General features: G+C 67.6%; 20 protein-coding genes. 12 read left to right on the top strand and 8 right to left on the bottom strand.

The features are described 5' to 3' along the window. Nucleotides 1-81: 81 nt before the first annotated feature. From KK131_RS10530 to ppa, 4 genes are all read left to right on the top strand, one after another. Nucleotides 82-3225, top strand: a complete 3144-nt coding sequence (locus KK131_RS10530) for a TonB-dependent receptor (RefSeq protein WP_214556585.1) — start codon at nt 82-84, stop codon at nt 3223-3225. 299 nt (nt 3226-3524) lie between these two features. After that, complete coding sequence (locus KK131_RS10525; protein WP_250889377.1) at nt 3525-5051, top strand: PLP-dependent aminotransferase family protein; 1527 nt, start codon at nt 3525-3527, stop codon at nt 5049-5051. Between the two features lie 31 nt (nt 5052-5082). Next, the gene (locus tag KK131_RS10520; protein ID WP_214556584.1) at nt 5083-5937 is read left to right on the top strand and encodes a 2OG-Fe(II) oxygenase; all 855 of its coding nucleotides are present in this window, start codon (nt 5083-5085) and stop codon (nt 5935-5937) included. A gap of 94 nt (nt 5938-6031) precedes the next feature. Next, nucleotides 6032-6571 carry an inorganic diphosphatase gene (ppa, locus tag KK131_RS10515; RefSeq protein ID WP_214556583.1) on the top strand — a complete coding sequence of 180 codons (540 nt, stop codon included), beginning with the start codon at nt 6032-6034 and terminating at the stop codon, nt 6569-6571. A gap of 63 nt (nt 6572-6634) precedes the next feature. On the opposite strand, the gene KK131_RS10510 is transcribed toward ppa, so the two are convergent. Both KK131_RS10510 and KK131_RS10505 read right to left on the bottom strand, forming a co-directional pair. Next, nucleotides 6635-7657, bottom strand: a complete 1023-nt coding sequence (locus KK131_RS10510; RefSeq protein WP_214556582.1) for a DUF2333 family protein — start codon at nt 7655-7657, stop codon at nt 6635-6637. Nucleotides 7658-7695: 38 nt separating this feature from the next. After that, nucleotides 7696-8604, bottom strand: a complete 909-nt coding sequence (locus KK131_RS10505; protein ID WP_214556581.1) for a LysR family transcriptional regulator — start codon at nt 8602-8604, stop codon at nt 7696-7698. Nucleotides 8605-8702: 98 nt separating this feature from the next. Here KK131_RS10505 and KK131_RS10500 point away from each other — a divergent pair, with 98 nt between their 5' ends. Genes KK131_RS10500 through KK131_RS10490 form a run of 3 tightly spaced genes read left to right on the top strand, consistent with a single transcriptional unit; the run spans nt 8703 to nt 12015 of the window. Beyond that, the gene (locus KK131_RS10500) at nt 8703-9923 is read left to right on the top strand and encodes an MFS transporter (protein ID WP_214556580.1); all 1221 of its coding nucleotides are present in this window, start codon (nt 8703-8705) and stop codon (nt 9921-9923) included. A 17-nt stretch (nt 9924-9940) separates the two neighbouring features. After that, the gene (locus KK131_RS10495; RefSeq protein WP_214556579.1) at nt 9941-11002 is read left to right on the top strand and encodes an aldo/keto reductase; all 1062 of its coding nucleotides are present in this window, start codon (nt 9941-9943) and stop codon (nt 11000-11002) included. Further along, nucleotides 10999-12015 carry a zinc-binding alcohol dehydrogenase family protein gene (locus tag KK131_RS10490; RefSeq protein ID WP_214556578.1) on the top strand — a complete coding sequence of 339 codons (1017 nt, stop codon included), beginning with the start codon at nt 10999-11001 and terminating at the stop codon, nt 12013-12015. The genes KK131_RS10495 and KK131_RS10490 overlap by 4 nt, the downstream gene beginning before the upstream one ends. Nucleotides 12016-12058: 43 nt before the next feature. On the opposite strand, the gene KK131_RS10485 is transcribed toward KK131_RS10490, so the two are convergent. The 3 genes from KK131_RS10485 to KK131_RS10475 all read right to left on the bottom strand — a co-directional run bounded on the left by KK131_RS10485 (nt 12059) and on the right by KK131_RS10475 (nt 15467). Next, complete coding sequence (locus tag KK131_RS10485; protein ID WP_214556577.1) at nt 12059-12655, bottom strand: DUF892 family protein; 597 nt, start codon at nt 12653-12655, stop codon at nt 12059-12061. A gap of 136 nt (nt 12656-12791) precedes the next feature. Then, nucleotides 12792-14624: a sulfotransferase gene (locus KK131_RS10480; RefSeq protein WP_214556576.1), complete on the bottom strand. Its 1833-nt coding sequence runs from the start codon at nt 14622-14624 to the stop codon at nt 12792-12794. Between the two features lie 186 nt (nt 14625-14810). Next, nucleotides 14811-15467 carry a TetR/AcrR family transcriptional regulator gene (locus KK131_RS10475; RefSeq protein WP_214556575.1) on the bottom strand — a complete coding sequence of 219 codons (657 nt, stop codon included), beginning with the start codon at nt 15465-15467 and terminating at the stop codon, nt 14811-14813. Nucleotides 15468-15734: 267 nt separating this feature from the next. On the opposite strand from KK131_RS10475, the gene KK131_RS10470 reads away from it, so the two are divergent. Together KK131_RS10470 and KK131_RS10465 are read left to right on the top strand one after the other, a co-directional pair. Further along, nucleotides 15735-16394 (top strand): protein-L-isoaspartate O-methyltransferase, encoded by a 660-nt coding sequence (locus KK131_RS10470; RefSeq protein ID WP_214556574.1) that lies wholly within the window; start codon nt 15735-15737, stop codon nt 16392-16394. A 34-nt stretch (nt 16395-16428) separates the two neighbouring features. Next, nucleotides 16429-17730, top strand: coding sequence for a TolC family outer membrane protein (locus KK131_RS10465; protein ID WP_214556573.1), 1302 nt, complete (start codon nt 16429-16431; stop codon nt 17728-17730). A gap of 61 nt (nt 17731-17791) precedes the next feature. Here the strand turns inward: KK131_RS10465 and waaA are convergent, their stop codons facing one another. Continuing rightward, nucleotides 17792-19057, bottom strand: coding sequence for a lipid IV(A) 3-deoxy-D-manno-octulosonic acid transferase (gene waaA / locus KK131_RS10460; protein ID WP_214556572.1), 1266 nt, complete (start codon nt 19055-19057; stop codon nt 17792-17794). 138 nt (nt 19058-19195) lie between these two features. Between waaA and lpxL the strand changes: the two genes are divergently transcribed. From lpxL to KK131_RS10445, 3 genes are all read left to right on the top strand, one after another. Continuing rightward, nucleotides 19196-20113 (top strand): LpxL/LpxP family Kdo(2)-lipid IV(A) lauroyl/palmitoleoyl acyltransferase, encoded by a 918-nt coding sequence (lpxL, locus tag KK131_RS10455; RefSeq protein ID WP_250887387.1) that lies wholly within the window; start codon nt 19196-19198, stop codon nt 20111-20113. 262 nt (nt 20114-20375) lie between these two features. Further along, on the top strand, nt 20376-21077 hold the full coding sequence (locus KK131_RS10450; RefSeq protein WP_214556714.1) for a polysaccharide deacetylase family protein: 702 nt from the start codon (nt 20376-20378) through the stop codon (nt 21075-21077). Continuing rightward, nucleotides 21074-22150: a glycosyltransferase family 4 protein gene (locus KK131_RS10445; protein WP_214556571.1), complete on the top strand. Its 1077-nt coding sequence runs from the start codon at nt 21074-21076 to the stop codon at nt 22148-22150. Before KK131_RS10450 ends, KK131_RS10445 begins: the two co-directional genes overlap by 4 nt. Nucleotides 22151-22163: 13 nt before the next feature. Here the strand turns inward: KK131_RS10445 and KK131_RS10440 are convergent, their stop codons facing one another. Then, nucleotides 22164-22916, bottom strand: coding sequence for a glycosyltransferase family 2 protein (locus KK131_RS10440; protein WP_214556570.1), 753 nt, complete (start codon nt 22914-22916; stop codon nt 22164-22166). Continuing rightward, nucleotides 22906-24168, bottom strand: a complete 1263-nt coding sequence (locus KK131_RS10435) for an O-antigen ligase family protein (RefSeq protein ID WP_214556569.1) — start codon at nt 24166-24168, stop codon at nt 22906-22908. Before KK131_RS10435 ends, KK131_RS10440 begins: the two co-directional genes overlap by 11 nt. Nucleotides 24169-24193: the final 25 nt, after the last annotated feature.

Below are 24193 nucleotides of genomic sequence, written 5' to 3'. Positions count from 1 at the left end.
TTGCACCGAATTTCCATTCCTAGGTGGACGCGGGTTCATTCCTCCGTATCCGCTTCCACCATCACTGAGACGGGGAGTTACATGAAAAACCGCAAGAGCAACATTGAACACGAGTCTCGCAAGCGCCGCTTGACGGGGCACGCATTGAGCCTCGCCGCCGCGATCACCCTGGGCCTGTACGGCGCTGCCGCACCGGCACCGGTCCACGCGCAAGCCACCACGGGCAGCATCTTCGGCCAGGCACCTGCCGGCAGCGGCGAGAGCGTGCTGGTCCGCAGCAATTCCGGCGTCTCCCGCCAGGTCGCGGTCGATGCGAACGGCCGCTACACGGTGGACTCGCTGCCGCTGGGCGACTACACCGTGACCTTGCAGCGCGACGGGCAGGCCATCGATACGCGCTCCCATGTCACGATGCGCGTGGGCGCCGGCACCGAGGTTTCCTTCGCGGGTGCGGCGGGCGCGCAAACGCTGAGCGCGGTCACGGTGCAGGCCAACGCGCTGCCCAGCATCGACGTGACCGGCGTCGACTCCCGTACCGTCATCACGTCCCAGCAACTGGCCCGCCTGCCGCTGGCACGCAGCGCCGAAGCGATCGCGTTGCTGGCTCCGGGCGTGGTTGAAGGCAGCGGCCTGTTCAACGGCTTGAGCACTACCGGCGGTTCGGTGGTGTCGCTGGGCGGCTCTTCCGTCGTCGAGAACGCGTACTACATCAACGGTTTCAACACCACCGACCCGCTGAGCGGCTTCGGCGGCTTGACCCTGCCCTACGGCGCGATCGACCAGCAGGAAGTGCTCAGTGGCGGCTACGGCGCCGCTTATGGGCGGTCCGACGGCGGCGTGATCAGCCAGGTCGGCAAACGCGGTACCAACGAGTGGCATTTCGGTGGCCAGGTGCAGTGGACGCCCACCGACCTGCAGGGCGACCCGAAGAATTTCTATTACGTCAACAGTGACGGTTCGCGCGGCAACATCTACCGTCGTCGCGTCGACAACAAGTCGTGGACGACCACGGTCGATGCCTACGTCGGCGGCCCGCTGATCAAGGACAAGCTGTTCTTCTTCGCCGCCGTCGAAGCCGAGCGCGAGCAGGGCAACGGCAACTCCAACAGTCCGGTCGACCGTGGCGTGGGTCCGGTGACGGCGCCGTTCGATACCCGCACCCGCGAGGACCGGCCGAAGTGGTACGGCAAGCTGGACTGGAACATCAACGACAGCAACGTGCTGGAGCTGACCGGCGCGTCCAGCAAGAATTCGTACCAGGGCACGACGTACAACTACGACTACGACAGCGACAAGCAGACCGACTACGTCGGTGGCGCGACCTCGACCAAGAACGGCGCCGATCTCTACTCGGCGAAATTCACCAGCTACATCACCGACGACCTCACGGTGAGCGCGCTGTACGGCAAGATGAAGGGCACGTATTACAGCGAGACACCCGGATTCGATCCGACCAACCCGTATCTTTTCCACCCGGAAAACCAGAACCCGGACGTTACCGGCGGCAACATCATCACCAACAACCAGACGGTGTCGACGATCAACCTGCCGGGGCATCGCTCGACCAACACCAATCTGCGCCTCGACGTCAGCTACAGGCTGGGCGACCACACGTTGACCGCGGGTATCGACAACCAGAACTCGTCCAACGTCGATGCCGGCACGTACTTCCCGCCCGGCGGCACCGGCTATGCCTGGTACTACGACCGGATGACCGATGGCGACGGCAATCCGCTGCCGAACCAGTACATCCTGGGCGGTCCGGGAACCGCGGCCGCGGGCGCCGACTGGCGCAACTCCCCGTGGGTCGCGGCAGCCGGCCCGGGCAGCAACGGCTACTACGTCTACCAGTACCGCTACCACGACAACGGCTCGTTCCGCGTCGCGCAGCGGGCGCAGTACATCGAGGACAGCTGGCAGGTCAACGACCGCTGGCTGGTCAAGATCGGCCTGCGCAACGACCAGTTCACCAACTACGGTGGCGACGGCCAACCCTATCTGCGCCTGACCTCGCCGCAGTGGGCGCCGCGCGTGGGCTTCAGCTGGGACGTCAACGGCGACTCCAGCATGAAGGTCTACGGCAATGCCGGCCGCTACTACCTCGCGTTGCCGAGCAGCGTGGCGCAACGCTCGGCCGGCACCTCTCTGTACACCAGCACCTACTACACCTACACCGGCATCGACGCGAACGGCGTGCCCACCGGCCTGACCCCGATCGACACCAGCGTCGGCGCCGGGCAGCCGCTGTCGAACAACGGCGAGTACGGCCAGGGACGCGATCCGCGCACCGCGGCGTCGACCAACCTGAAGTCGGAGTACCAGGACGAGTACATCCTCGGCTTCGACAAGAAGCTGGGCGACTCGTGGGTGTACGGCGCCAAGGCCACCTATCGCAACCTGCGCAACGCCATCGACGATGTCGCCGACAACGTATCGATCATCGCGAAGATGAACGCGATGGGCATCGATCCGAACAGCTACGACGCCACGCAGGTACCCGGCAGCATCCTGATCAACCCGGGCAGCACCTCCTACTTCAATATCCCGAAGCTGGCCGGCGGCTACTACACCGTGCAGATGGACTGGAAGAACGACTTCCACTTCAACACCACAATGAAGCGCAAGTACTACGGCCTGGATCTGTACCTGGAGCATCCGTTCGACGGCAAGTGGCAGGGCAAGATCGACTACCTGTGGTCGCGCAGCTACGGCAACAGCGAAGGCCAGGTGAAGACCGACGTCGGCCAGACCGACGTGTCGGCCACGTCCGACTGGGATTACGCGCAGATCATGGACTACGCCAATGGCGAGCTGGCCAACAGCCGGCGTCACCAGATCAAGGCGTACGGTTCCTACCAGTTGAACCCGGCGTGGATGCTCTCCGGCAACCTGACGGTCATGTCGGGCGCGCCCAGGAGCTGCCTTGGCCTGTATGCCAACAACACCAATCCGGGACTGGGCTACGGCACGTACTACCACTTCTGCAATGGCCAGCCCTCGTCGCCGGGCGAGACGCACAACCCGTGGACCTACCTGCTAAGCCTGAGCGCGGAGTACCGGCCGGAGTGGGCGCAGCGGCGCCTGGGCTTCAACGTGATGGTCTACAACGTGCTTGACCAGCAGGAGACGACGCAGACCTACGCGCGTCAGGGCGTCAACTACCTGCGTCCGTTCACGGCGCAGACGCCGCGCTACGTGCGCTTCGGCGTGAACTACGACTTCTGATCATCCGGAAGTGCTGAACCAGGAACACCGCCGGCATGCCGGCGGTGTTCCTGTTTTTTGACCACCGTGAAAACTTGCGCCACCTCGGCGTGCACATGCGGAAACAGCCCGGTCGACAAGGGCGGCGAAGACGATCCGCTTCGGCACCGGCGCATTCACCCGAAGGTCCCTGCTCCACCGCTGCCGATCGTTGTTCGCCATATCGACAGATCTGCCGACGGCATGACTTCTGCCGCACGTACCGGACCACCGCAGCACCTAAGCTCGCTTGCCATCGCAGCGCTTTCCCCCGCGTCGCGATGGAAAAATCCAACGACAGCATTTCTGAAACCCCTCGGAGATCTGGCATGTTTCTCATTCTTGACGGCAATGGGCCGCAGTACGCCCAGCTCACCCGAGCCTTGAGGGCCGCTATCCTCGACGGCCGCATCAGGGCGGGCTCGCGACTGCCTGCCACGCGAGAGCTGGCACAGCAACTGGAACTCTCGCGCACTACCGTGCTGGCGGCCTACGAGCAGTTGCGCGCCGAAAGCTTCATCGAAGCGCGAGTTGGTTCGGGCAGCTACGTGGCCAAGCTGCAGATAGGCCAACCGCCGCACCAGATCGAGCGTTCGATCACTCCCCCCTCGCGCTACGCGCATCGGGCGCGCGGGATACAGGATCGGAAGATCGCCCGCACCCATCAGGGTTTGCGCTACAACCTGCAATATGGCAATCCACTGCTCAATCCCTCCCTGAACGAGGCATGGGGGCGCGAGCTGGCGCGCGCGGCCACCTATACGCCAACCAGTGCCATCTCTTCCCAGGGTTCGCTGCCACTGCGCGAGCAGGTTTGCGAATACCTGGCCCGCCGACGCGGCGTGCAGGCGTTGCCCGAGAACGTGCTGATCGTCAGCGGAACCCAGCAGGCCATTTCGCTCACTGCCCGCGTGCTGCTGAACGAGGGTGATCCGGTAGTCATCGAGGAGCCTCATTATTTCGGCGCCTACCAGGCGCTGGTATCCCATGGCGCGCGCGTCTGTGCCGTGCCGGTGGACGAGGATGGCCTGCTCTGCGCCGCGCTGCCAAGGCCGTCCCCGCCACTGATCTGCGTGACGCCCTCGCACCAGTTCCCCACCGGCGTGGCCATGTCGCTGCCGCGGCGATTGGAGCTGCTGCGCCATGCGGAAGCGCAGCGCTGCTGGATTCTCGAGGACGACTACGACGGCGAGTTCCGTTATGACGCCCAGCCCCTGGCTGCCCTGCGATCGCTCGATCAGCACGACCGCGTGATCTATGTCGGCAGCTTCTCCAAGGTGCTGTTCGGATCCCTGCGGCTGGCCTACGTCGTGCTGCCGGTGGCGCTGCGGGACGACTTCATCAACGCGAAGTTTCTCAGCGACTTCTCCTGCCCAGGCATCGCGCAGGCCGCACTTGCGCATTTCATGGAAAGTGGCGGCTTCGAAAGGCATCTGCGACTGGCGCGCAAGGAGCTCAAGGCGCGCCGCGACGAACTGATTCGCGGCTTGCAGCAATACGCCGGGTCGCGGGTCGAAGTGGTCGATTCACCCGCGGGCATGCACGTGGTGGCGTGGATGCCCGGTTACGACCACGCGCAGGTGCAGCAGCTGATCGACCTGGCCCATGAGCGCGGCCTGGGCCTGTACACCATGGCGCCTCACTACATCCACGCGCCTTCGAGGCCTGGCCTGATGCTGGGCTATTGCGGCCTGTCCACCCAGGAATTGCGGGAGGCCATGCAACTGTTTGGCCGCTGCCTGGACGACATCGACATGCAGATCGCGAATGAATCGATCGAACCCCGGCAGCGCTGCAGTGTGAAGTAAGCTCTGCACGGCCTGATCAATCCTGTGAACCATGCACCCACGCACCACCATCAGCCCCGAACTGCGCGAATGGATCCTGGCCACGACCCGGGCCGGGCACGGCGTGCCGGAAGTGCTGCGGCTGCTGAAGGAGAACGGCTACGACCCGCGGCAGAGCCGCGGCATCGTCGCCGAGGTGCTGAAGCTGCCGCTGGCCACGCTGCTTGCCAGCACCGCCAAGGGATCGCCGCAGGGCCTGCGCACGAAACACCCCGAGGCGCCGGAAGTCTGCATCGACGGCCACGCCGTCGGCGTCTCGCTCAGCGTCGACGTGCCGGCGCTGCGGGTGCTGGAGAACATCCTCAGCGCAGAGGAATGCGACGATCTGATCGCGCTGGCGCGGCCGCGGCTGCAGCGCGCGCTCACCGTCGACAGCGAGGGCCGCCACCAGGTGGACCAGCGGCGCACCAGCGAAGGAATGTTCTTTACCTTGAACGAAGTGCCGTTGGTCGGCCGCATCGAGCAGCGCCTGGCTACCCTGCTCGGCGTGCCGGCGAGCCACGGCGAAGGCCTGCAGATCCTGCACTACCTGCCGGGCCAGGAATACGAGCCGCATTTCGACTGGTTCGACCCGGAGCAGCCCGGCTACGGCGCGATCACCGCGGTGGGCGGGCAGCGCGTTGCCAGCGTGGTGATGTACCTGAACACGCCCGCGCAAGGCGGCGGCACGGCGTTCCCCGAGATCGGCCTCACCGTCACCGCGCGGCGTGGCACGGCCGTGTATTTCGCCTATGAAGGCGGCGACCGGAGTTCGCTGCACGCTGGACTGCCGGTGCTGCAGGGCGAGAAGTGGATCGCCACCAAATGGCTGCGCGAGCGGCCTTACCGGAAGCCGAAGAAGGCCTGACCGTTGCCGTGGCGGGGTCGCCGTTGCTGCGTCGCAGCAGCGTTTGGCGTATTCTTGCGAACCTTCTTTCCCCCCTTACCGCCAAGGACATTCCATGGGTCTGCACCTCGTCTCCGCCGGTCGCAACGTGCCGGACGAAATCAACGTCATCATCGAAATCCCCAAGGATGCCGAGCCGGTCAAGTACGAGGTGGAGAAGGAAAGCGGCGCGATCTTCGTCGACCGCATCCTGTCCACGCCGATGCGCTATCCGTGCAACTACGGCTACGTGCCGCGCACGCTGGGCGGCGACGGTGACCCGCTGGACGCAGTGGTGATCCTGCCGCTGCCGCTGGCCGTCGGCTCGGTGATCCGCTGCCACCCGGTCGGCATGCTGAAGATGACCGACGAGGCCGGCAGCGACGAGAAGCTGGTGGTGATCCCGTCGCCCAAGGTGTTCCCGGGCTATGCGCACATCAACGACATGAAGGGCGTCTCGCCGCACTGGCTGGAACGCATCGGCCACTTCTTCGAGCACTACAAGGACCTGGAGAAGGGCAAGTGGGTGAAGGTGGAGGGCTGGGTCGGCGCCGACGAGGCGAAGGCCGAGATCGTGGCCGGCTTCCAGCGTTACCAGGATGCCATCAGCGACTGAGCCCGGTGGCCGCCGCGCCGGTGCACGGACAAACCCCGCTTCGGCGGGGTTTGTCCGTTCTGGTCAGCCGCGCTTGAGCAATTCGCGCAGGTCGATCAGCGCCGCGTTGGCGCGCGACACGTAGTTCGCCATCACCAGCGAGTGGTTGGCGAAGAAGCCGAACGGCGAACCGTTCAGCACCATCGGGCTGTGCAGCGGGCGCTGCGCTTCCTCCAGTTCGCGGATCACCTGCTGCAGGCTGACGTCGGCGTGCTTGCTGCGCAGGATCGGGCCGAAATCCTGCTGGAACGCCTTGAGTTGCTCCAACAGGGTCCAGGTGTAGCCGCGCGCCTCGTAGAAGTTGTCGTCGATCCGGGTCCACGAGGTCTTCACCAGGCGGCCGCCGCCGGGCGCGCGCGCCGTGCCGGCTTCGGCCGGCGCGTCGACCGAGGGAACATCGCCGAGGCGGATCTGGCCCACGCTGGCCGACAGCCGCTGCGACAGCGAGCCCAGCCGCGCCGAGGCGACCTGCAGGTAGTCGGCCAGGTTGTCGGCACGCGCGTAGAAGTGCGCGTTGCTGTCGTCGCTGTCGCCGAGCCGGCCCAGATAGCCGTCCAGATGCTTGATCGCCTTGCGGTACTGGCTTTCCGAGCTGGGCAGCAGCCAGCGGTCGTTCGGGCTGTTGAGCAGCGGATCGGCCTCGGCCAGGTCCTTGTCCTCGGTCGACTGCGTCTGCGAGCGGCTGAAGTCGTTGCGCAGCGCGCGCACCAGGTCGCGCAACGCGGTCAGCGAGCCGAATTCCCAGTTGGGGACGTTGTCCATGAACACGCCCGGCGGCAGCTTGTCGTTGCTGAGGTAGCCGCCGCGCTTGTCGAGCAGGGTGCGCACCGAGGTGATCAGGGTGACCGTGGTGGTGGCGCCGGTGCTGAGCGGACGCCTCAGTTGCTGCATCTGCGCCTGGGTCACCGCCGCCGGCTCGAACAGCGGCGGCTCGCTGTCCCACCACCACATCAGCGCCGCCACGCACAGCACCAGCAACGCGAGCAAGGCCAGGATGGCGCGGCGGATGCCGTGGCGCGGCGGGTTCGAAGTGTCCTGGGTCTGCATCGGGCGACTCCTGCGGGGGATGCTCGAAGCTTACAAGCTCAGCGCTCCCACGGCGGATGCTCGCCCAGCCGCTCGACCAGGAAATCCACGAACGCGCGCACCCGCGGCGGCACCAGCCGGCGCTGCGGCATCACCGCGTGGATGCCGGTGGCGGCGATCGGATAGTCCGGCAGCAGCACCTGCAGCCGGCCGGCGCGCAGTTGCTCGTGCACGTGCCAGACCGAATGCAGCGCGATGCCGAGCCCGGCCACCACCGCGTCGCGCAGCAGTTCGCCCTGGTTGCTCTCGAAACGGCCCTGCACCCGTTGCGCGATCTCGCGGCCCTTGCGGTCGGTGAAGCGCCAGACGTCCTGCCGGCCCTGGCTGCCGACCAGCAGCAGGCAGTCGTGGGTGGCCAGATCCGCCGGCGTGCGCGGCGCGCCATGCCGGCGCAGGTAATCCGGCGATGCGCACAGCACGCGCCGGTTGGTCGCCAGCTGGCGCGCGACCAGGCCGGAATCGCCCAGCGCGCCGACACGGATGCCCAGGTCGAAACCGGAACCGACCAGATCCAGGATCTGGTCGTTGAGGTTCACGCTGAGCTTCACCCGCGGATGCAGGGCGAGGAACTCCGGCAGCAGCGGCGAGATGTACTGCTGCCCGAACGAGGCCGGGATGGTCACCCGCAAGGTGCCGCTGACCTCGGTGGCGGACTGGCGCAGGCCGCCGGTGAGCGCTTCCAGGTCCTCCACCAGCGTACGCCCCTGCTCGGCCAGCGCGGCGCCTTCGGGCGTGGCGTGCAGTTGGCGCGTGGTCCGGTGCAGCAGGCGCACGCCGAGCTCGCGCTCCAGCCGCTTCAGGCGCTGGCTGGCCACCGCCACCGACAGGTCGAGGCTGCGCGCCGCGGCGCTGATCGAGCCGAGGTCGAGCACGCGCAGGAACAGACTGAGGTCGCCGATGCGATCCATGACTTTCAATCTTTTGTTGATAATGATTAGCCATCCTGGTGGTTCTTGGCGAAAAGGCAAGCGCCTAAGCTGCGTCTCTTTTCCTCCGGACGACCCCGATGCGCTCCCCTTCTCCCCGACCCCGTACACCGCTGGCGCTGTACGCGCTAACCGCCGGCGCGTTCGGCATCGGCACCACCGAATTCGTGATCATGGGCCTGCTGCTGCAGGTTGCCGCCGACCTGCACGTCGGCATCGCGGCCGCCGGTCTGCTGATCTCCGGCTATGCGCTGGGCGTGTTCGTCGGCGCGCCGCTGCTGACCGCGGCGACCAGCCGGCTGCCGCGCAAGACCGCGCTGCTCGCCTTGATGCTGATCTTCACCATCGGCAACCTGGCCAGCGCGCTGGCGCCAAGCTACAGCGTGCTGATGATCGCGCGGGTGATTACCTCGCTGGCCCACGGCACCTTCTTCGGCGTGGGCGCGGTGGTGGCGACCGGACTGGTGGCGGAGGACCGCAAGGCCTCGGCGATCTCGATCATGTTCACCGGCCTGACCGTGGCCACCCTGCTCGGCGTGCCGGCCGGCGCGTGGCTGGGCCACGCGTTCGGCTGGCGCGCCACGTTCTGGGCAGTCAGCGCGATCGGCGTGCTGGCCACCGCGATCATCGCCACCCTGGTGCCGGCCGACCGCGGCGACGCCGCGCCGGTGCGCTTCATGGAAGAGCTGAAAGGCATCGCGCGGCCGCAGGTATTGCTCGGCCTGCTGGTGACCGTGCTCGGCTTCGCCGGCGTGTTCGCGGTGTTCACCTACATCCAGCCGATCCTGACCCGCGTCACCGGCTTCGCCGACAGCGCGGTGTCGCCGATCCTGCTGGTGTTCGGCGGCGGCCTGGTGATCGGCAACCTGCTCGGCGGCCGCCTTGCCGATCGTGCCCTGGTACCGGCCCTGCTCGGCTCGCTGGCGGCGCTGGCGATCGTGCTGGCCGCGATGACGTTCGCCCTGCACAGCAAGCCGGCGACGATCGCGTTCACCGGCCTGCTCGGCATCGCCGCGTTCGCCACCGTGGCACCGCTGCAGTTGCGCGTGCTGCAGCAGGCCGCCGGCGGCGGCCAGGTGCTGGCGTCGAGCTTCAACATCGCCGCGTTCAATCTCGGCAACGCGATCGGCGCGTGGCTGGGCGGCGCGGTGATCAGCCACGGCCCCGGCCTGGGCGCAGTGACCTGGGCCGCGGCGCTGGTCACCGTGCTCGGCTTCGCCGTGGCGCTGTGGAGCGTGCGGTTGAGTTCCCGGCCAGCGCGCATCACGACCGCCGCGGCCTGCGCCGACACCTCACTCTGACTTCGAAGGACTGCATCATGGACCACCGCTATCTCGGCGCTTCCGGCTTCAAGGTGCCCGCGCTCGGTTTCGGCGCCGGCACGTTCGGCGGCAAGGGGCCGCTGTTCAGCGCCTGGGGAAATACCGACGTCACCGAGGCGAAACGGCTGATCGACATCTGCCGCGATGCCGGCGTGAACCTGTTCGACACGGCGGACGTCTATTCGGATGGCGCGTCGGAATCGATCCTGGGCGCCGCGCTGACGGGCCGGCGTGAGCAGGCGATCGTCTCGACCAAGATCTCGCTGCGCGCGGGCGACGGCCCGAACGACGCCGGGGCCTCGCGCCACCACCTGATCGGCGGCGTCGAGCGCGCGCTGAAACGCCTGGGCACCGACTACATCGACCTGCTGCAGCTGCACCACTTCGACGCAATGACGCCGGTGGAACAGGTGATGTCGACGCTGGACGACCTGGTGCGCGCCGGCAAGGTGCGCTACCTCGGCGCGTCGAATTTCTCCGGCTGGCAGCTGATGAAATCGCAGGCCGCCGCCGACAAGCTGGGTTACTCGCGCTTCGTGGCGAACCAGGCCTACTACTCGCTGGTCGGCCGCGACTACGAGTGGGAGCTGATGCCGCTGGGGCTGGACCAGGGCCTCGGCGCGATCGTGTGGAGTCCGCTCGGCTGGGGCCGGCTCACCGGCAAGATCCGCCGCGGCCAGCCGCTGCCGCCCGGCAGCCGCCTGCACGACACCGCCGGCTTCGCGCCGCCGGTGGACGAGGAGCGGCTGTACCGCGTGGTCGATGCGCTGGACGCGGTGGCCGCGGAAACCGGCAGGAGCGTGCCGCAGGTCGCGTTGAACTGGCTGCTGCAGCGGCCCAGCGTGTCCAGCGTGCTGATCGGCGCGCGCAACGAGCAGCAGCTGCGCGACAACCTGGGCGCGGTGGGCTGGGCGCTCGATGCGGCGCAGGTCGCGCGGCTGGATGCTGCCAGCGCGGTGACGCCGCCGTATCCTTACTACCCCTACTGGAACGGCATGTTCGCCGAGCGCAATCCACCGCCGGTGCCGTTCAACGTCCCCACGGAGTCGCAAGCATGAAAGCCGTCGCACTCACCCGCTACTTGCCGATCGACGACCCGCAGTCGCTGCTCGACGTCGAACTGCCCACGCCCGTGCCCGGCGCGCACGACCTGCTGGTGCGCGTCGAGGCTGTGTCGGTGAATCCGGTCGACACCAAGGTCCGCTCGCCCAAGCCGCAGGTCGAGGCGCAACCGAAGGTGCTCGGCTACGACGCCGCCGGCGTCGTCGAGGCCGTCGGCGCATCGGTCGACGGCTTCCAGCCGGGCGATCGCGTGTACTACGCCGGCGACGTCACCCGCCCCGGCAGCAACGCGCAGTTCCAGCTGGTCGACGCACGCCTGGCCGGCCATGCGCCGCGGTCGCTGGATCTGGCCGAGGCAGCGGCGCTGCCGCTGACCGCGATCACCGCGTGGGAGTTGCTGTTCCAGCGCATGCCGTTCGACAGCGAGCACGGCGGCGAAGACAAGTCGCTGCTGGTGATCGGCGGCGCCGGCGGGGTCGGCTCGATCGCTATCCAGCTGGCGCGGCGCGCCGGCTTCACCGTGATCGCCACGGCTTCGCGCAACGAGACCACGGAGTGGTGCCGCACGATGGGCGCGCTGCACGTGGTCAACCATCGCCACGCGCTGGCACCGCAGCTGGAAGCGCTGGGCTTCGGCCAGGTCGACGCGGCGCTCAACCTCGCCGATACCGATCACTACTGGGATGCGATCGGCCAGCTGCTCGCGCCGCAAGGCCACGTCGGCCTGATCGTGGAGCCGGCCGGCGCGCTGAGGATCGGCGACCCGTACAAGGCCAAATGCATCGGCATCCACTGGGAATTCATGTTCGCCCGCGCGCGCTTCAACACCCCCGACATGGCCGAGCAGGGCCGCATCCTCGAACGGATCGCCAGCTTGATCGATGCGGGTGAATTGCGCTGCACGCGCACCGAAACGCTGGTGCCGATCAATGCGGCGAACCTGCGCGAGGCGCATCGCCGGCTGGAATCGGGCAGCACGATCGGCAAGCTGGCGCTGGCCGGCTGGTGATGCGTCGCGCGGCGCGCGTGCACGCCGCCGCACGCGCACGCGATCAGCCGCGCTTGCCCGCGGCTTTCCGGGCCGGCGACGGCTTCGCCGGCTCGCCCTTCTTGCCGAGCTGTTCCAGCAGCGTGTTCATGTCCTCGGCGTGCTCTTCCTCCATCGCCAGGATGCCTTCCAGCACGCGGCGGGTGGTCGGGTCGTCGGTGCCGACATAGCTGATCATCTCGCGGTAGCTGTCGATCGCGATGCGCTCGGCGACCAGGTCTTCCTTGATCATGTCTACGATGTCCTCGCCTTCGACGTAGTCGGAATGGCTGCGGCTGAGCAGGCCTTCCGGCGACAGGTTCGGCTTGCCGTCGAGCTGGGTGATGCGTTCGGCGATCAAGTCGGCGTGGCCCTGCTCCTCGTTCGCGTGCTGCAGGAACTCGGCCTTGATCGCCTGCGAGTGGATGCCCGAGGCCATGTAGTAGTGGTACTTGTAGCGCAGCACGCAAACCAGTTCGGTGGCCAGCGCGTGGTTGAGCAGCTTGACCACGGTGGCCCGGTCCGCACGGTAGCCCGCCGTCATCGCGCCCTTGTCGATGTCCTGGCGTGCGCGCTTGCGGATGTTCTCGATGTCGCTGACGAACGGCTTGGTCTTGGCCATGGCTTGCTCCTGCGTGGAAGGGGAGTGATGTTCCGCGGCAGACCCGCAGGTGCCGTCGAAACCCCGCGCAGCGTAGAAACGTGCACGAAAAAGCCGAGTGAAGGCCGCGCGTGGCGGCTCGACGCAACACGCGACTTCAGCGCCCGACGAAGCGCTCCGCACGATCACGCGTGGCCTGCAGGGCGGGCAACACTTCCTCGATCAGATCGGCGTGGCGACGCCACTTGTCCGCTGACGGCTCGGACACGGTATAGCGCGACAGTGGCAGTGCCTTGTCCAGCGCCCGATCCCACGTCAGGTCTAGCCACTCACACAACCGCCCCACTTCATTGGCCGGATTCGCCAGGAAGGTGTCGTAATGCACCACCTGGCAGCGCCCGGCAGGCAGGGCGCTCAAGTCGTCCAGCAGGACTCGCGTGGTGATCTCCCACTGCGCCGCCACGATCTGCTGCAGCGGGCGCCCCTTCAGGTCGCGCCAGCCGGGCACCAGCAGCATCGACCACGGCAAGCCTTCCCAATCGGGGAGATCCGCATAAGTGCGGAAGCGGCCCGATTGCCACGCCTCGATCATGCTGCTGAGCGTCTGCCGCGGATCGCGATACAGGTAGATGAATCGTGCCTGCGGGAACACCTCGGCCAGGAACGGCACGCGCAGGGAGTTCTTCGGGGTCTTTTCGAGCACGCGCGACGGCGCGCCGGTCGGCGCCGCGCCATCGCGATCACGCAGCTCGGCCCACATCCGCCGGCGCAGTTCCTCCGCCACCGCGGGTGTGGCTGCACTCGCCGTCAAACGGTTGGATTCGAAGCCGAGCAACCCGGGATTCAACGCCATCATGTCTTCGATGAGAGCATGGCTTTCCTTGCCGATGGTATACAGCCCGTTCGCTTGCGCCAACGTTTCGAACAACAGGGTCGAACCTGAGCGGGGGGACGAAACAATGAACACGGGGCGATCGAAAACCGGATCATGCTCGCTCGAAGCCGGAGCGCCAAAGGCGGGTGGACGCGTCTCGCGCGCACCGAAATCCTGATTGCGGTCTGCCAGCGCCACGTCAAGCACGCCCGCGTGCAAACCCGTCATGAACTGCATTCCGCAGGCCAGCTGCAAGGGTTCCGCGACTTGCTCCATGTGCTGCCTGAACTCGTCCAGGGCCCTGCGATAGTCCGGCCAGCCGCTCCGGTCAGTACCGAATTGCGCCCACAGCGCCCGCCAGATGAAGTTGAAGCGCGCCACCGCGAATCGCGCGGCGTTGACCTGGGGATGCGCTCGTGTATCACCGAGCAGGAACGCCAGATGCTCCCGCATCTCCCACGGCGTCATCACCTGCGGCACGTTGTCCGATTCGTACATCAGCCTGGGGATGGTGTCGGACACCGGCATCACCGACTCGGCGCGCCAGTCCTGCACTTCACCGTGCCCGGGCACCCTGCCGGCTCCGACCAGTCGCCAGAACGGTTCGCTGCCGACGCTGTCCGCAACCAGATGGATCCGCTCGTCGTCGTCGCCATTGACGACGCGATGGTTGAGCCAGGTATTGAATATCCAGCACTCACCCGCCGCCATGTTCACTTCGCTGTCGCCGCAGAAGAAGCGCACGCTGGGCTTGGTGCGAATCGGCACATGCACGCGCACGCGCTCACGCCAGTAATAGCTGAGATCCGTATGCGGGGTCACCTCGGCGTGGCCGCTGAGTTTCATCAGACGGGTGCGCCCCCATACCGCGCCGACGCGATGGAGCACCTGCATCAGATACGGGCACTGCCCCAGCGAGGGGGTGGGTCGCATCGGCCCGGAAATCGCATCGCTGGCGGGATCGCCGTTGACCGAAATCAGCGGCAACGCAAAATTCCCAGGGTATTTCTGAGGATGCTCGATCCATTTATCTGCGCCGAGCGCATCGATCTCGGCCATCAGCCGGGCTGCGTCGAACTGCAGGGGCAATTGCACAAACGGTACTTGAAGCTTCATCAGACAACCTTCGCTCCGGAAGATGGGCGCTGAAAATCTCTCGGCGGAGTCTCGCACACCGGGCGGGTCCGGACCCATTAGCCAACGCGTGCCATCCGGCCCATGATCCAGAGCGTCGCGTCCGCAACCGGCGGCATCAAGCCGGGCAAAGGCCAGCCCGACTACCAGGTGATCTGTCGACTGGAGTCAGTGCGCGCGCGGTAGAAACGCACGCAGGAAGGTGGCCACGCCAGCACGCGCCGTCGCCTCGATTTCCTGGTTGTAACTTGCCGGGCATTCGGTGCAGCCGAACATCTGGCGCATCATCAGGTTGCCCTTGATCAGGCTGAGGAATTGCCCGCTGGCGCGCGCCACGTCGTCGATATCGAGTTGGCCGGCGTCAACCGCCTGCTGCAGCAGGCGTTCCATCAAACCATGCGTACGCGCCGCGCCCTCTTCCCAGATCAGCTTGCCGTAGCGCGGGTTGCCCTGGCGGCAGTCGCTGAGAATGGCGCGGAACGTGCCCACGGTCTCGGCGTTGCAATCGAGGTGGGCATGGGTCAACGCCACCCGCAGCAGGATGTCGCGGATGTCGGCGTGCGGATCGAAGAAATAGGTTTCCTCCGGCAGCAGGTCCTGGATGCGCGAACGGATCACTTCGCGGAACAGGTTGTCCTTGTCGCCGAAGTGGCTGTACACGGTGAGCTTGGACACGCCGGCATCCGCCGCGATCGCGTCCATGCTGGTACCGGCGAACGCGTTGCGGATGAACAGGGCCTTCGCCGCCACCAGGATGGCCGCACGCTTCTCCATGTCCTTCGGGCGACCGGGACCCTGGGGCCTGATTTGCGCGCTGGTATTCATGCCTCCACCTTCCCAAACGGAAATTCTCGCTTTATTATACGCGGCGGTTCAATTATTTTCCAAGATGGCGCCGGAACCATGGTTTCGGCGCCTTTCCGCCTGCGCGCGGCAACGGGTGACGCCCGTCAACCCCTCGCGATGACTTCCGGCACTTCGTGGCCTGCCATGCAACCGGCAGGCTTGTCACTGTCGGGGCACGTCATTGTAGGGGCAGGCGCCAGCGCTTATCCTTTTTGACCTTTTTCGATCCGCACGGGACACAAGCAGATGGCGATGAATATCGAGCAGGCGCGACTGAACATGGTGGAAAACCAGGTGCGCCCGTGGGAAGTACTGGACGGCCGCGTGCTGGACGTGATCAGCCGCGTGCGCCGCGAAGACTTCGTCGCCGCCGAACACCGCCAGCTGGCGTTCGCCGACCTGTGCCTGCCGCTGGGTCACGGCGAAGTGATGATGAAGCCGGTGGTGGAAGGCCGCGTGCTGCAGGCGCTGGAACTGCTGCCCACCGACCACGTGCTGGAAATAGGCACCGGTTCGGGCTTTCTCACCGCCTGCCTGGCCACCTTGTCCGCCCAGGTGACCAGCGTCGACATCCATGCCGATTTCATTGCCGCCGCCGCGCAACGCCTGCAGGCCGCCGGCATCGCCAATGCCACCCTGGCCACCGGCGAGGCGGTCAATGCATGGCAGCCCGATGGCCTGTTCGACGCACTGGTGGTGACCGGTGCGGTGCACGCGATCCCGCCGCGCTGGCTGACCTGGCTCAAGCCCGGCGCGCGCGCGCTGGTCGTCCGCGGCCAGTCGCCGGTGCAGCAGGCCACCTTGCTCACCCATGAAGGCGCCGGCCGCTATCGCGAGGAAACCCTGTTCGAAACCGATCTGCCCTACCTGACCCATGCCGAACCGCCGCAACGGTTCGTGTTCTGATTTCGCCCCCGAATCGATCCCCACGAGGCACCCCATGCGTTTGAAGCTGCTCACTCTTGCACTGGCCCTGGCCGCCATCTCGCTGCCCAGCCATGGCGAGGATCTGCTCGATGCCTATCGCGAAGCGCGCGCCAATGATCCGGTGCTGTCGCAGGCCGACGCCACCCGCCTGGCCATCGGCGAAGGGGTGGACCAGGCACGCGCGTCGCTGCTGCCGCAGATCGACGCAAGCATGAGCCTGAGCCAGACCAACGGCGGCAACCAGATCGGCCACAGCCGCGCGCGCACGATCAAGGGTACGCTCAGCCAGACCGTGCTCGACTTCAGCAAGTACGCCAACCTCAAGGCCGCCCACTCGGCGTCGGACGCGCAGGACGAGCTGTACCAGGCGGCGGCGCAGGAGCTTTACGGGCGCGTGGCCGCGGCCTACTTCGGCGTGCTGACCAGCGAAGACGAGCTGACCTACGCCAAGGCCAACGAGGACGCCTTCCGCCAGCAGTACGAGCAGTCCGACCAGCGCTTCAAGGTCGGCCTCTCGGCGATCACCGACGTGTACCAGGCCAAGGCCTATTACGAGGCGGCCAAGTCGCAGACCATCGCTGCGCAGAATGCGCTGAACGATGCGCGCGAGGCGCTCACCCAGATCACCGGCAAGCCGACCGGCGACCTGAAGAAGCTGCGCGACGACCTGCCGATGCAGCCGCCGGCGCCGGCCGACCAGGAAAGCTGGGTCAAGCAGGCGCTGGAAACCAATCCCAACCTGCTCACGCAGAAATACAACGTGGAGACGGCCCAGCACAACATCAGCGCCGCGCGCGCCGCCCACCTGCCGACGATCACCGCCGGCGTCTCCTACGGCAAGGGCGCCGGCTGGTCGGAAAGCGACGCCTCCGGCCGCTACCGCGACCCCGCCTCGACCACGATCGGGTTGACCTTGAACGTGCCGATCTTCTCCGGCGGCGCGACCCAGTCGCGCGTGCGCCAGTCGATCTACCAGCGCGATGCCGCCACCGACGCGCTGGAAGCGCAGCGGCGCCAGGTGGTACGCGACACGCTCAACTACTACCGCTCGGTGATCGCCGGCATCGCCCAGGTGGAATCGGCCAAGGCTTCGGTGGACTCCGGCCGCAAGGCGCTCGAGGCGACCCGTGCCGGCTTCGATGTCGGCACCCAGACGATGACCAACGTGCTGCTGGCGATCCAGACCCTGACCTCCTCGGAAAGCAGCTACTCGCAGGCCCGCCACCAGTTCATCCTGAACAAGCTGCTGCTCAAGCAGACCGCGGGCACGGCCGAGCTGAAGGACATCGAGGCTATCAACGCGCTGCTGCAGTAAACCGCCTCACGTTGCACGCGGAGACGGCCGGGCCACGCCCGGCCGTCCTGTTTTTGCACCGTCATTCCTGCAGCAAGGTGTCGATCAGCCGCATGACCCGCTGCACCGCGCCGCGCTCGCGATCGAACACGCACTGCGCAGCCTGCCCCATCCGTGCGCGCTTCGCCGCATCGAGCAGCAACTGCAGCACGGCCGGCCCCAGCCGCTCGGCATCCGCCACGCGCTCGGCGCCGCCTTCTTCGATCAGGCTGCGGGTGATCTCCTCGAAGTTGAAGGTCCGCGGACCCACCAGCACCGGCACCGACAGGGCCGCCGGCTCCAGCACGTTGTGGCCGCCGATCGGCACCAGGCTGCCGCCGACGAAGGCGAGGTCCGAGGCCGCGAAGAACGGCATCAACTGCCCCATGGCGTCGATCACGAAGACCTGGTGCGATGCGGACGGCACGCCCTCGAGACTGCGCGTGGCGGTCGTGAAGCCGAGGCTGCGCACCGCATGCTCGACTGCCCGGAAGCGTTCCGGATGGCGCGGCGCAAGCAGCAGCAGCGCATCGGGCAATCGCTTCAATACCTGCAGGTGCGCTTCCAGTACCGCCAGCTCCTCGCCCTCGTGAGTGCTGGCCGCCATCCACACCGGTCGCCGCGGACCCCAGTGCCCGCGCATCGATGCGCCTTCGGCCACCGCGCCGTCCGGTATCGGCATGTCGAACTTCATGTTGCCGGTCACCAGCACCTGCTCCGGATCGGCGCCGAGCAGGCGATAGCGCGCGGCGTCGGTGCGCGACTGCGCGGCGATCAGGCGCACGCAGCGCAGCGCCGAACGGAGCAACCCGCGCAGCGGCTTGTAGCCGCGCAGCGAGCGTTCCGACAATCGCGCGTTGACGATCATTAGCGGGATGCCGCGCCGGCGGCAGGCGAAGTACAGATTCGGCCAGATCTCGGTTTCCACGATCAGCGCCAGCCGCGGCCGGACCTTCTTCAGGAAGCGGCCCACCGCGTACGGCAGGTCATACGGCAGGTAGACGTGGAACACGCTGTCGCCGAACAGCTGCTGCACGCGCGCCGTGCCGGTCGGCGTGACCGTGGTGACCACCAGCGGCGCGTTCGGGTAATCCCGCCGCAACGCCTTGATCAGCGGCTCGGCCGCATTCACCTCGCCCACCGACACCGCGTGCACCCACAGGCTGCCGCTGAAGCCGGGCGGATCGAAGAAGCCGAACCGTTCCGGCCAGCGCCGGTGGTAGGGCCGCGAACGCACCCCGCGCGCCAGCAGCCGCAATACCAGCAGCGGCGTCACCAGGAACATCGCGAGGGTGTAGAGATAGCGCAACGTCAATGCCCGTCAGTCCAACGCGGCAGTATACGAGAGCGGGTGGGCGGGAACGGCACACGGGACTGAAGCATGCGACACGCTGCCGCCCGCCGTTCCCGCTTCCCCGCCTCCACTACAATGCGCACGATGCCCGGCATGCCCCGCCCCACCTTCACCCGTTCGCTGCTCGCGCCGCGCCACTGGCCGGCGTGGCTGGGCGTGGGCGCGATCTGGCTGATCGCGCGGCTGCCGCAGCGCGCGCTGATGTGGCTTGGCCGCCGGCTCGGCGCGCTGGTGCCGCGGGTTCCCTCCGCGCGACGGCGCATCGCCGCGGCGAACATCGCGCTGTGCTTTCCCGAACTCGATGCCATTGCGCGCGCCGCGCTGGTCGACGCGAACCTGCGCGACATCGGCCTGATGCTGGTGGAGTTCGCGCTGGGCTGGATGGGCAGCGACCGGCGCATGGCCAGCATCCCGACCCGCATCGAGGGGCTGGAACACCTCGAAGCGGCGCGCGCGCAGGGCAAGGGCGTGCTGCTGGTCGGCGGGCACTTCTCGCACCTGGAACTGTGCGCGCGGCTGGTCTCGCAGCGCATCCGCATCGCCGGCATGTACCGCCGGATGGACTCGGCCGTGTTCGAGTGGGTGGTGCTGCGCGCGCGGCTGGACTACGCCGACGCGATGTTCGAGAAGGACGATATCCGCGGCACCGTGAAGTACCTGCGCGGCGGCGGCACGCTGTGGTACGCGCCGGACCAGGACATGCGCAGCAAGGACACCGTGTTCGTGCCGTTCTTCGGCGTGCCGGCGGCCACCATCACCGCCACCCATCACCTGGCGCGGATGTCCGGCGCGCTGGTGATCCCGTTCTTCCATCGCCGCCTGCCCGGCGGGCAGGGTTACGCGCTGCGCCTCGGCGCGCCGCTGGATGGCTTCCCCGGTACTGACGTGGAAACCGACACCGCCCGCGTCAACGCCTGCATCGAGCAGATGGTGCGCGAGGCGCCTGAGCAATACCTGTGGGTGCACAAGCGCTTCAAGACCCGCCCGCCCGGCACACCCGCGATCTACTGACCCCTCCGACAGCCGGGTGAAAGCCTGGCCCGCCGAAAATTGCGCCGCTTTCGAGACCCGGGCCGCCGACGACCCGCCTCGCCGCCGAGTGGCGATTTTGCGCAACCACCTCGCCCCCGCAGACCGCCGGGCCTTTTCGGCTTGCGGCACGGCCGGGCTGGAGAAGACGCGATGGTTCGCCACTCCCTTGCACCGCACCCGCATAGGAGTTGGAAAAGTGAGCGACGCCGCTTCGCGGGGAACACCCGCCCTGCCCATCCTCATGTACCACAACATCGCGCGCGCACCGCGCGACCTGCACGTGTACCGCAGCTTGTTCGTGAGCCCGGCGGCATTCGCGCGGCAGATGTGGCTGCTGCGCCGACTCGGCTACACCGGGTTGTCCATGTCGGCCGCGATGCCGTACCTGCGCGGCGAACGCAGCGGCCGCATCGCCGTCATCACGCTGGACGACGGCTACGTGGACAACCTGGACTCGGCCCTGCCCATCCTGCAGCGGCACGGCTTCAGCGCCACCTGCTACGTGGTCAGCGGCAGCATCGGGCGATACAACCAGTGGGACGCCGAACGGCTGGGCGTGCGCAAGCCGCTGATGTCGGCGGAGCAGCTGCGCGATTGGCACCGTGGCGGCATGGAAATCGGCGCGCACAGCCGCAGCCACCCACGCCTGACGCAATGCGATGACGCGCAACTGCACGACGAGATCCACGGCAGCAAGGCGACGCTGGAGGATCGCCTCGGCGTATCGGTCACGCAGTTCTGTTACCCGTATGGCGACGCCGACGAGCGCGTGGCCGGCGTGGTGCGCGAAGCCGGCTTCGCCGCCGCGACCACGACCCGGCGTGGCCGGGCCTTCGCCGGCATGGACCTGTGGCAACTGCCGCGGGTGCAGGTGGCGCGCCACCACCTGCTGCCGCAATTCGCCATGCGGGTGCTGTCGCGCTACGAGGATCGCCGCGCATGAAGCTGCTCTTTGTCGGCACCAACCCCGAAAACACCGGGGCTGCCAGCCACTTCATCGCATTGGCGCAAGCCATGGCCGCAGCCGGGCATCAGGTCGGTGCGGCAGTCCATCCTGATGGCCCGATCTGGCAAGGGCTGGCCCGTTCCGGTGTGCGCCGGTACAGGGCGAAATTCTGCAACGTGTTTGACCTGCGCGGCTATGTCGCCGTCATCAAGGCAGCGCGGCAGCTGAAGCCGGATTGGCTGGTGGGAAATTTCGGCAAGGAATACTGGCCGCTGATCCTGATCGGACGGCTGCTGCGCATTCCGGTCGCGCTGTTCCGGCATCGCACGCCGCCGATGAAGCGCCTTTCCGCCTACCTGATCCCGCGCCTCGCGCAACGCTTCCTCGCCGTCTCGAAGCATGCCCGCCAGGCCTATCTGGATCGAGGCGTCCCGGGCCCTCTGGTGCGGGTGCTCTACAATCCCGTCAACATGGAACTGTGTCGGCCCGATCCGTGCTGGCGCAGCGAGATCCGGCGCTCGCTTGGCCTGGACGAAGAAGCGATCGTGCTCGGCTACAGCGGCCGCATGCACAACGGCAAAGGCATCTTCCCGCTGTTCGAAGCCGCCAGCGCGGCCATGACGGAACAGCCGCGGCTGCACTGCCTGTGGCTCGGCGACGGCCCGGACGCACCGACGCTGCGCGAGCGCGCCGCGTCGGATCCGACCGCGAGCCGGCACCACTTCCTGGGCTGGATCCCCGACGTCCAACCCTATTACAGCGCACTCTCCATGCTCGCCTTTCCGTCGATCGCCACGGAAACGTTCGGCCGGGTCTCGGTCGAGGCGCAGGCCGCCGGCGTCCCCGTGCTGGGCAGCGACATCGGCGGAATTCCCGAGACACTCGAGGCGGGCGTGAGCGGCCTGCTGCTGCCGCCGGGCGACGTGGTGGCGTGGCGCGACGCGATCCTGAAGCTGTGCGATCCGGCCCTGCTGGCGTCCATGGGCACAGCCGCACACGACTACGTGCAGCAGCATTTCAGCATGCAGGTGATCGCCGCCCAGTTCCTGCAGATACTGGCCGGCAACTGAGCCTGGAGCCCGTTCAATCCCGCGGCCGCCGCCGCTCGTACAGCTTGGCGTATTTCAGGAACGCATAGAACGCGTGGATGCGCGCCGCGATGAAGCCGGCCCAGCCGGAGCGCCAGTGTCCGCGCAGCACGTAGTAGCGCAGGAACGCCACGGCCGGATACGCCACCATGCGCAGCCGCAGCCAGCCGACCCTGCGCTTGGCCAGGTCGGCCAGTTGCAGGCTGGAGTAGCGGTTCGCCTTGGCCACGCGCCCGGCGATGTCGGGTTCGCCGTAATGATCGATGACCACGTCGAGCACGCCCACCGGGCCATCCACCTGCACTTCCTCGTGCACCTCGTGGGCGCTCATGCGCGCGCGTCGCCGGTCGAACAGGCGCACGTAGTGATTGAGCCGGCCGCGCCGCGACTGCCAGCGCCAGAACTGCCACTCGCGCCGCCACAGCTGGTAGCCCGCGTGGGCCGGCGCCAACAGCGCCTGCTGCAGGCGCGCGGCGGCGTCCGCGTCCAGCGATTCGTCGGAATCCAGCAGCAGTACCCAGCGATGGCTGGCCAGGTCGATCGCCGCCTGCTTCTGCGCGCTGTAGCCGGCGAACGGTTGCGTGTGGATGCGCGCGCCGTAGTGCGCGGCGATCGCCGTGGTGGCGTCGGTCGAACCCGAGTCCAGCACCACGATCTCGTCGGCCCAGCTCACCCCGCGCAGGCAGGCGTCGAGCGTGCCGGCGCTGTCGAACGTGGTCACCACCACCGACAGCAACTCACGTTCCATCGTGCGTCTCCACGTACAACCCCGCACACCACAGGCCCAGCAGCCAGGCGAACAGCAGCCCCCACCACGCCGAATAGAACGCCAGATGGGTATTCAGCGGAAACAGCATCACCCCCAGCGCCAGCGTGGCCGGGAACGCCCGCGCCCGCGCCGCGGTACCGACCCGGCGCCATGCGCGCCACGCCAGTATCACCGCGGCCAGCCACAGCAGCAGGCCGAGCGTGCCGGTCTCGGCGAGCACCTCCAGCACCAGCTGGTGCGCATGGCACGCGCCCTCGCCCACGCCGCAGGCTTCCGTGGTCACCACGAAGTGATCGTTCGCCGCGGCGTACTGCGGATACGCATAGCGGAAGCCGCGCACGCCGACGCCGTTGACCGGATGCGCCATGAACATGTTGACGCCGGTGCGCCAGATCTCGAGCCGGCCGCTGAGCGCGGTGTCGATGGACTGGTCGGTGCCGTGCAACGCGAACAGGGTGCGCTCGATGCGATCGTGGAAGCGCGCGGAAGTCTTCCACGCGATGCCGCCGGCCAGCGCCAGCAGCACCGCCGCGACCGCGCAGAAACCGGCGAAGCGCAGCGGCGAACGCGCCTCGCGCCAGGCAAAGCCCAGCGCCACCAGCGCGTAGCACAGCCAGGCCGCGCGCGAGCCGGCCAGCAGCACCGGCCCCAGCACCAGCGCGAACGCCAGCAGCAGGCCCGGCAGGCCCCAGCGCCGCCGCGCCGCCCACAATGCGAACGGCGACAGCACCGCCAGGGTCGGCCCCAGCTTGAGATTGTCGGCACCGAAGATGCCGGAGACGCGCTCGGCTTCGGCGTGCCCGCCCAGGCTCCAGCCGGTCAACGCCTGCAGCCAGGCGTCGGCGCACCACAGCGCCAGCACCCAGGCCACGGCCACGTACAGCGCCTGCAGCTTGTGCTCGCGGCGGATCGCGAAACAGGCGTACAGGCCCAGCGGCGCATAACGCAGCAACGCGGCCACGGTGCCCCAGCTCTTGCCCGGCGCGATCGCGTCGACGGCGGAGAGCAGCGCCGCGCCCACATAGGCGGCCAGCAGCCACAGCAGCAGTCGCGCGCCGGCATGCTGGCGCAGCGCCTGCGGCTCGCGCGCGAACAGCATGATCACGCCGAGCAGGCACAGCGCGGTGCCCAGTTCGGAACTGCGCCCGAACGGCAGCAGGGCGACCACCAGCCAGAACGGCAGCAGCGGGGAACGCAGCGCGGCCTTGAGTGAGGTGGTGAAGGAATTCATGCGCGGACCGTGGCGAAGACGATCA

The organism is Rhodanobacter sp. LX-99, from assembly GCF_018599185.1.
Classification (GTDB): Bacteria; Pseudomonadota; Gammaproteobacteria; order Xanthomonadales; family Rhodanobacteraceae; genus Rhodanobacter.
This window is presented reverse-complemented; position numbering and strand designations above follow the sequence as displayed.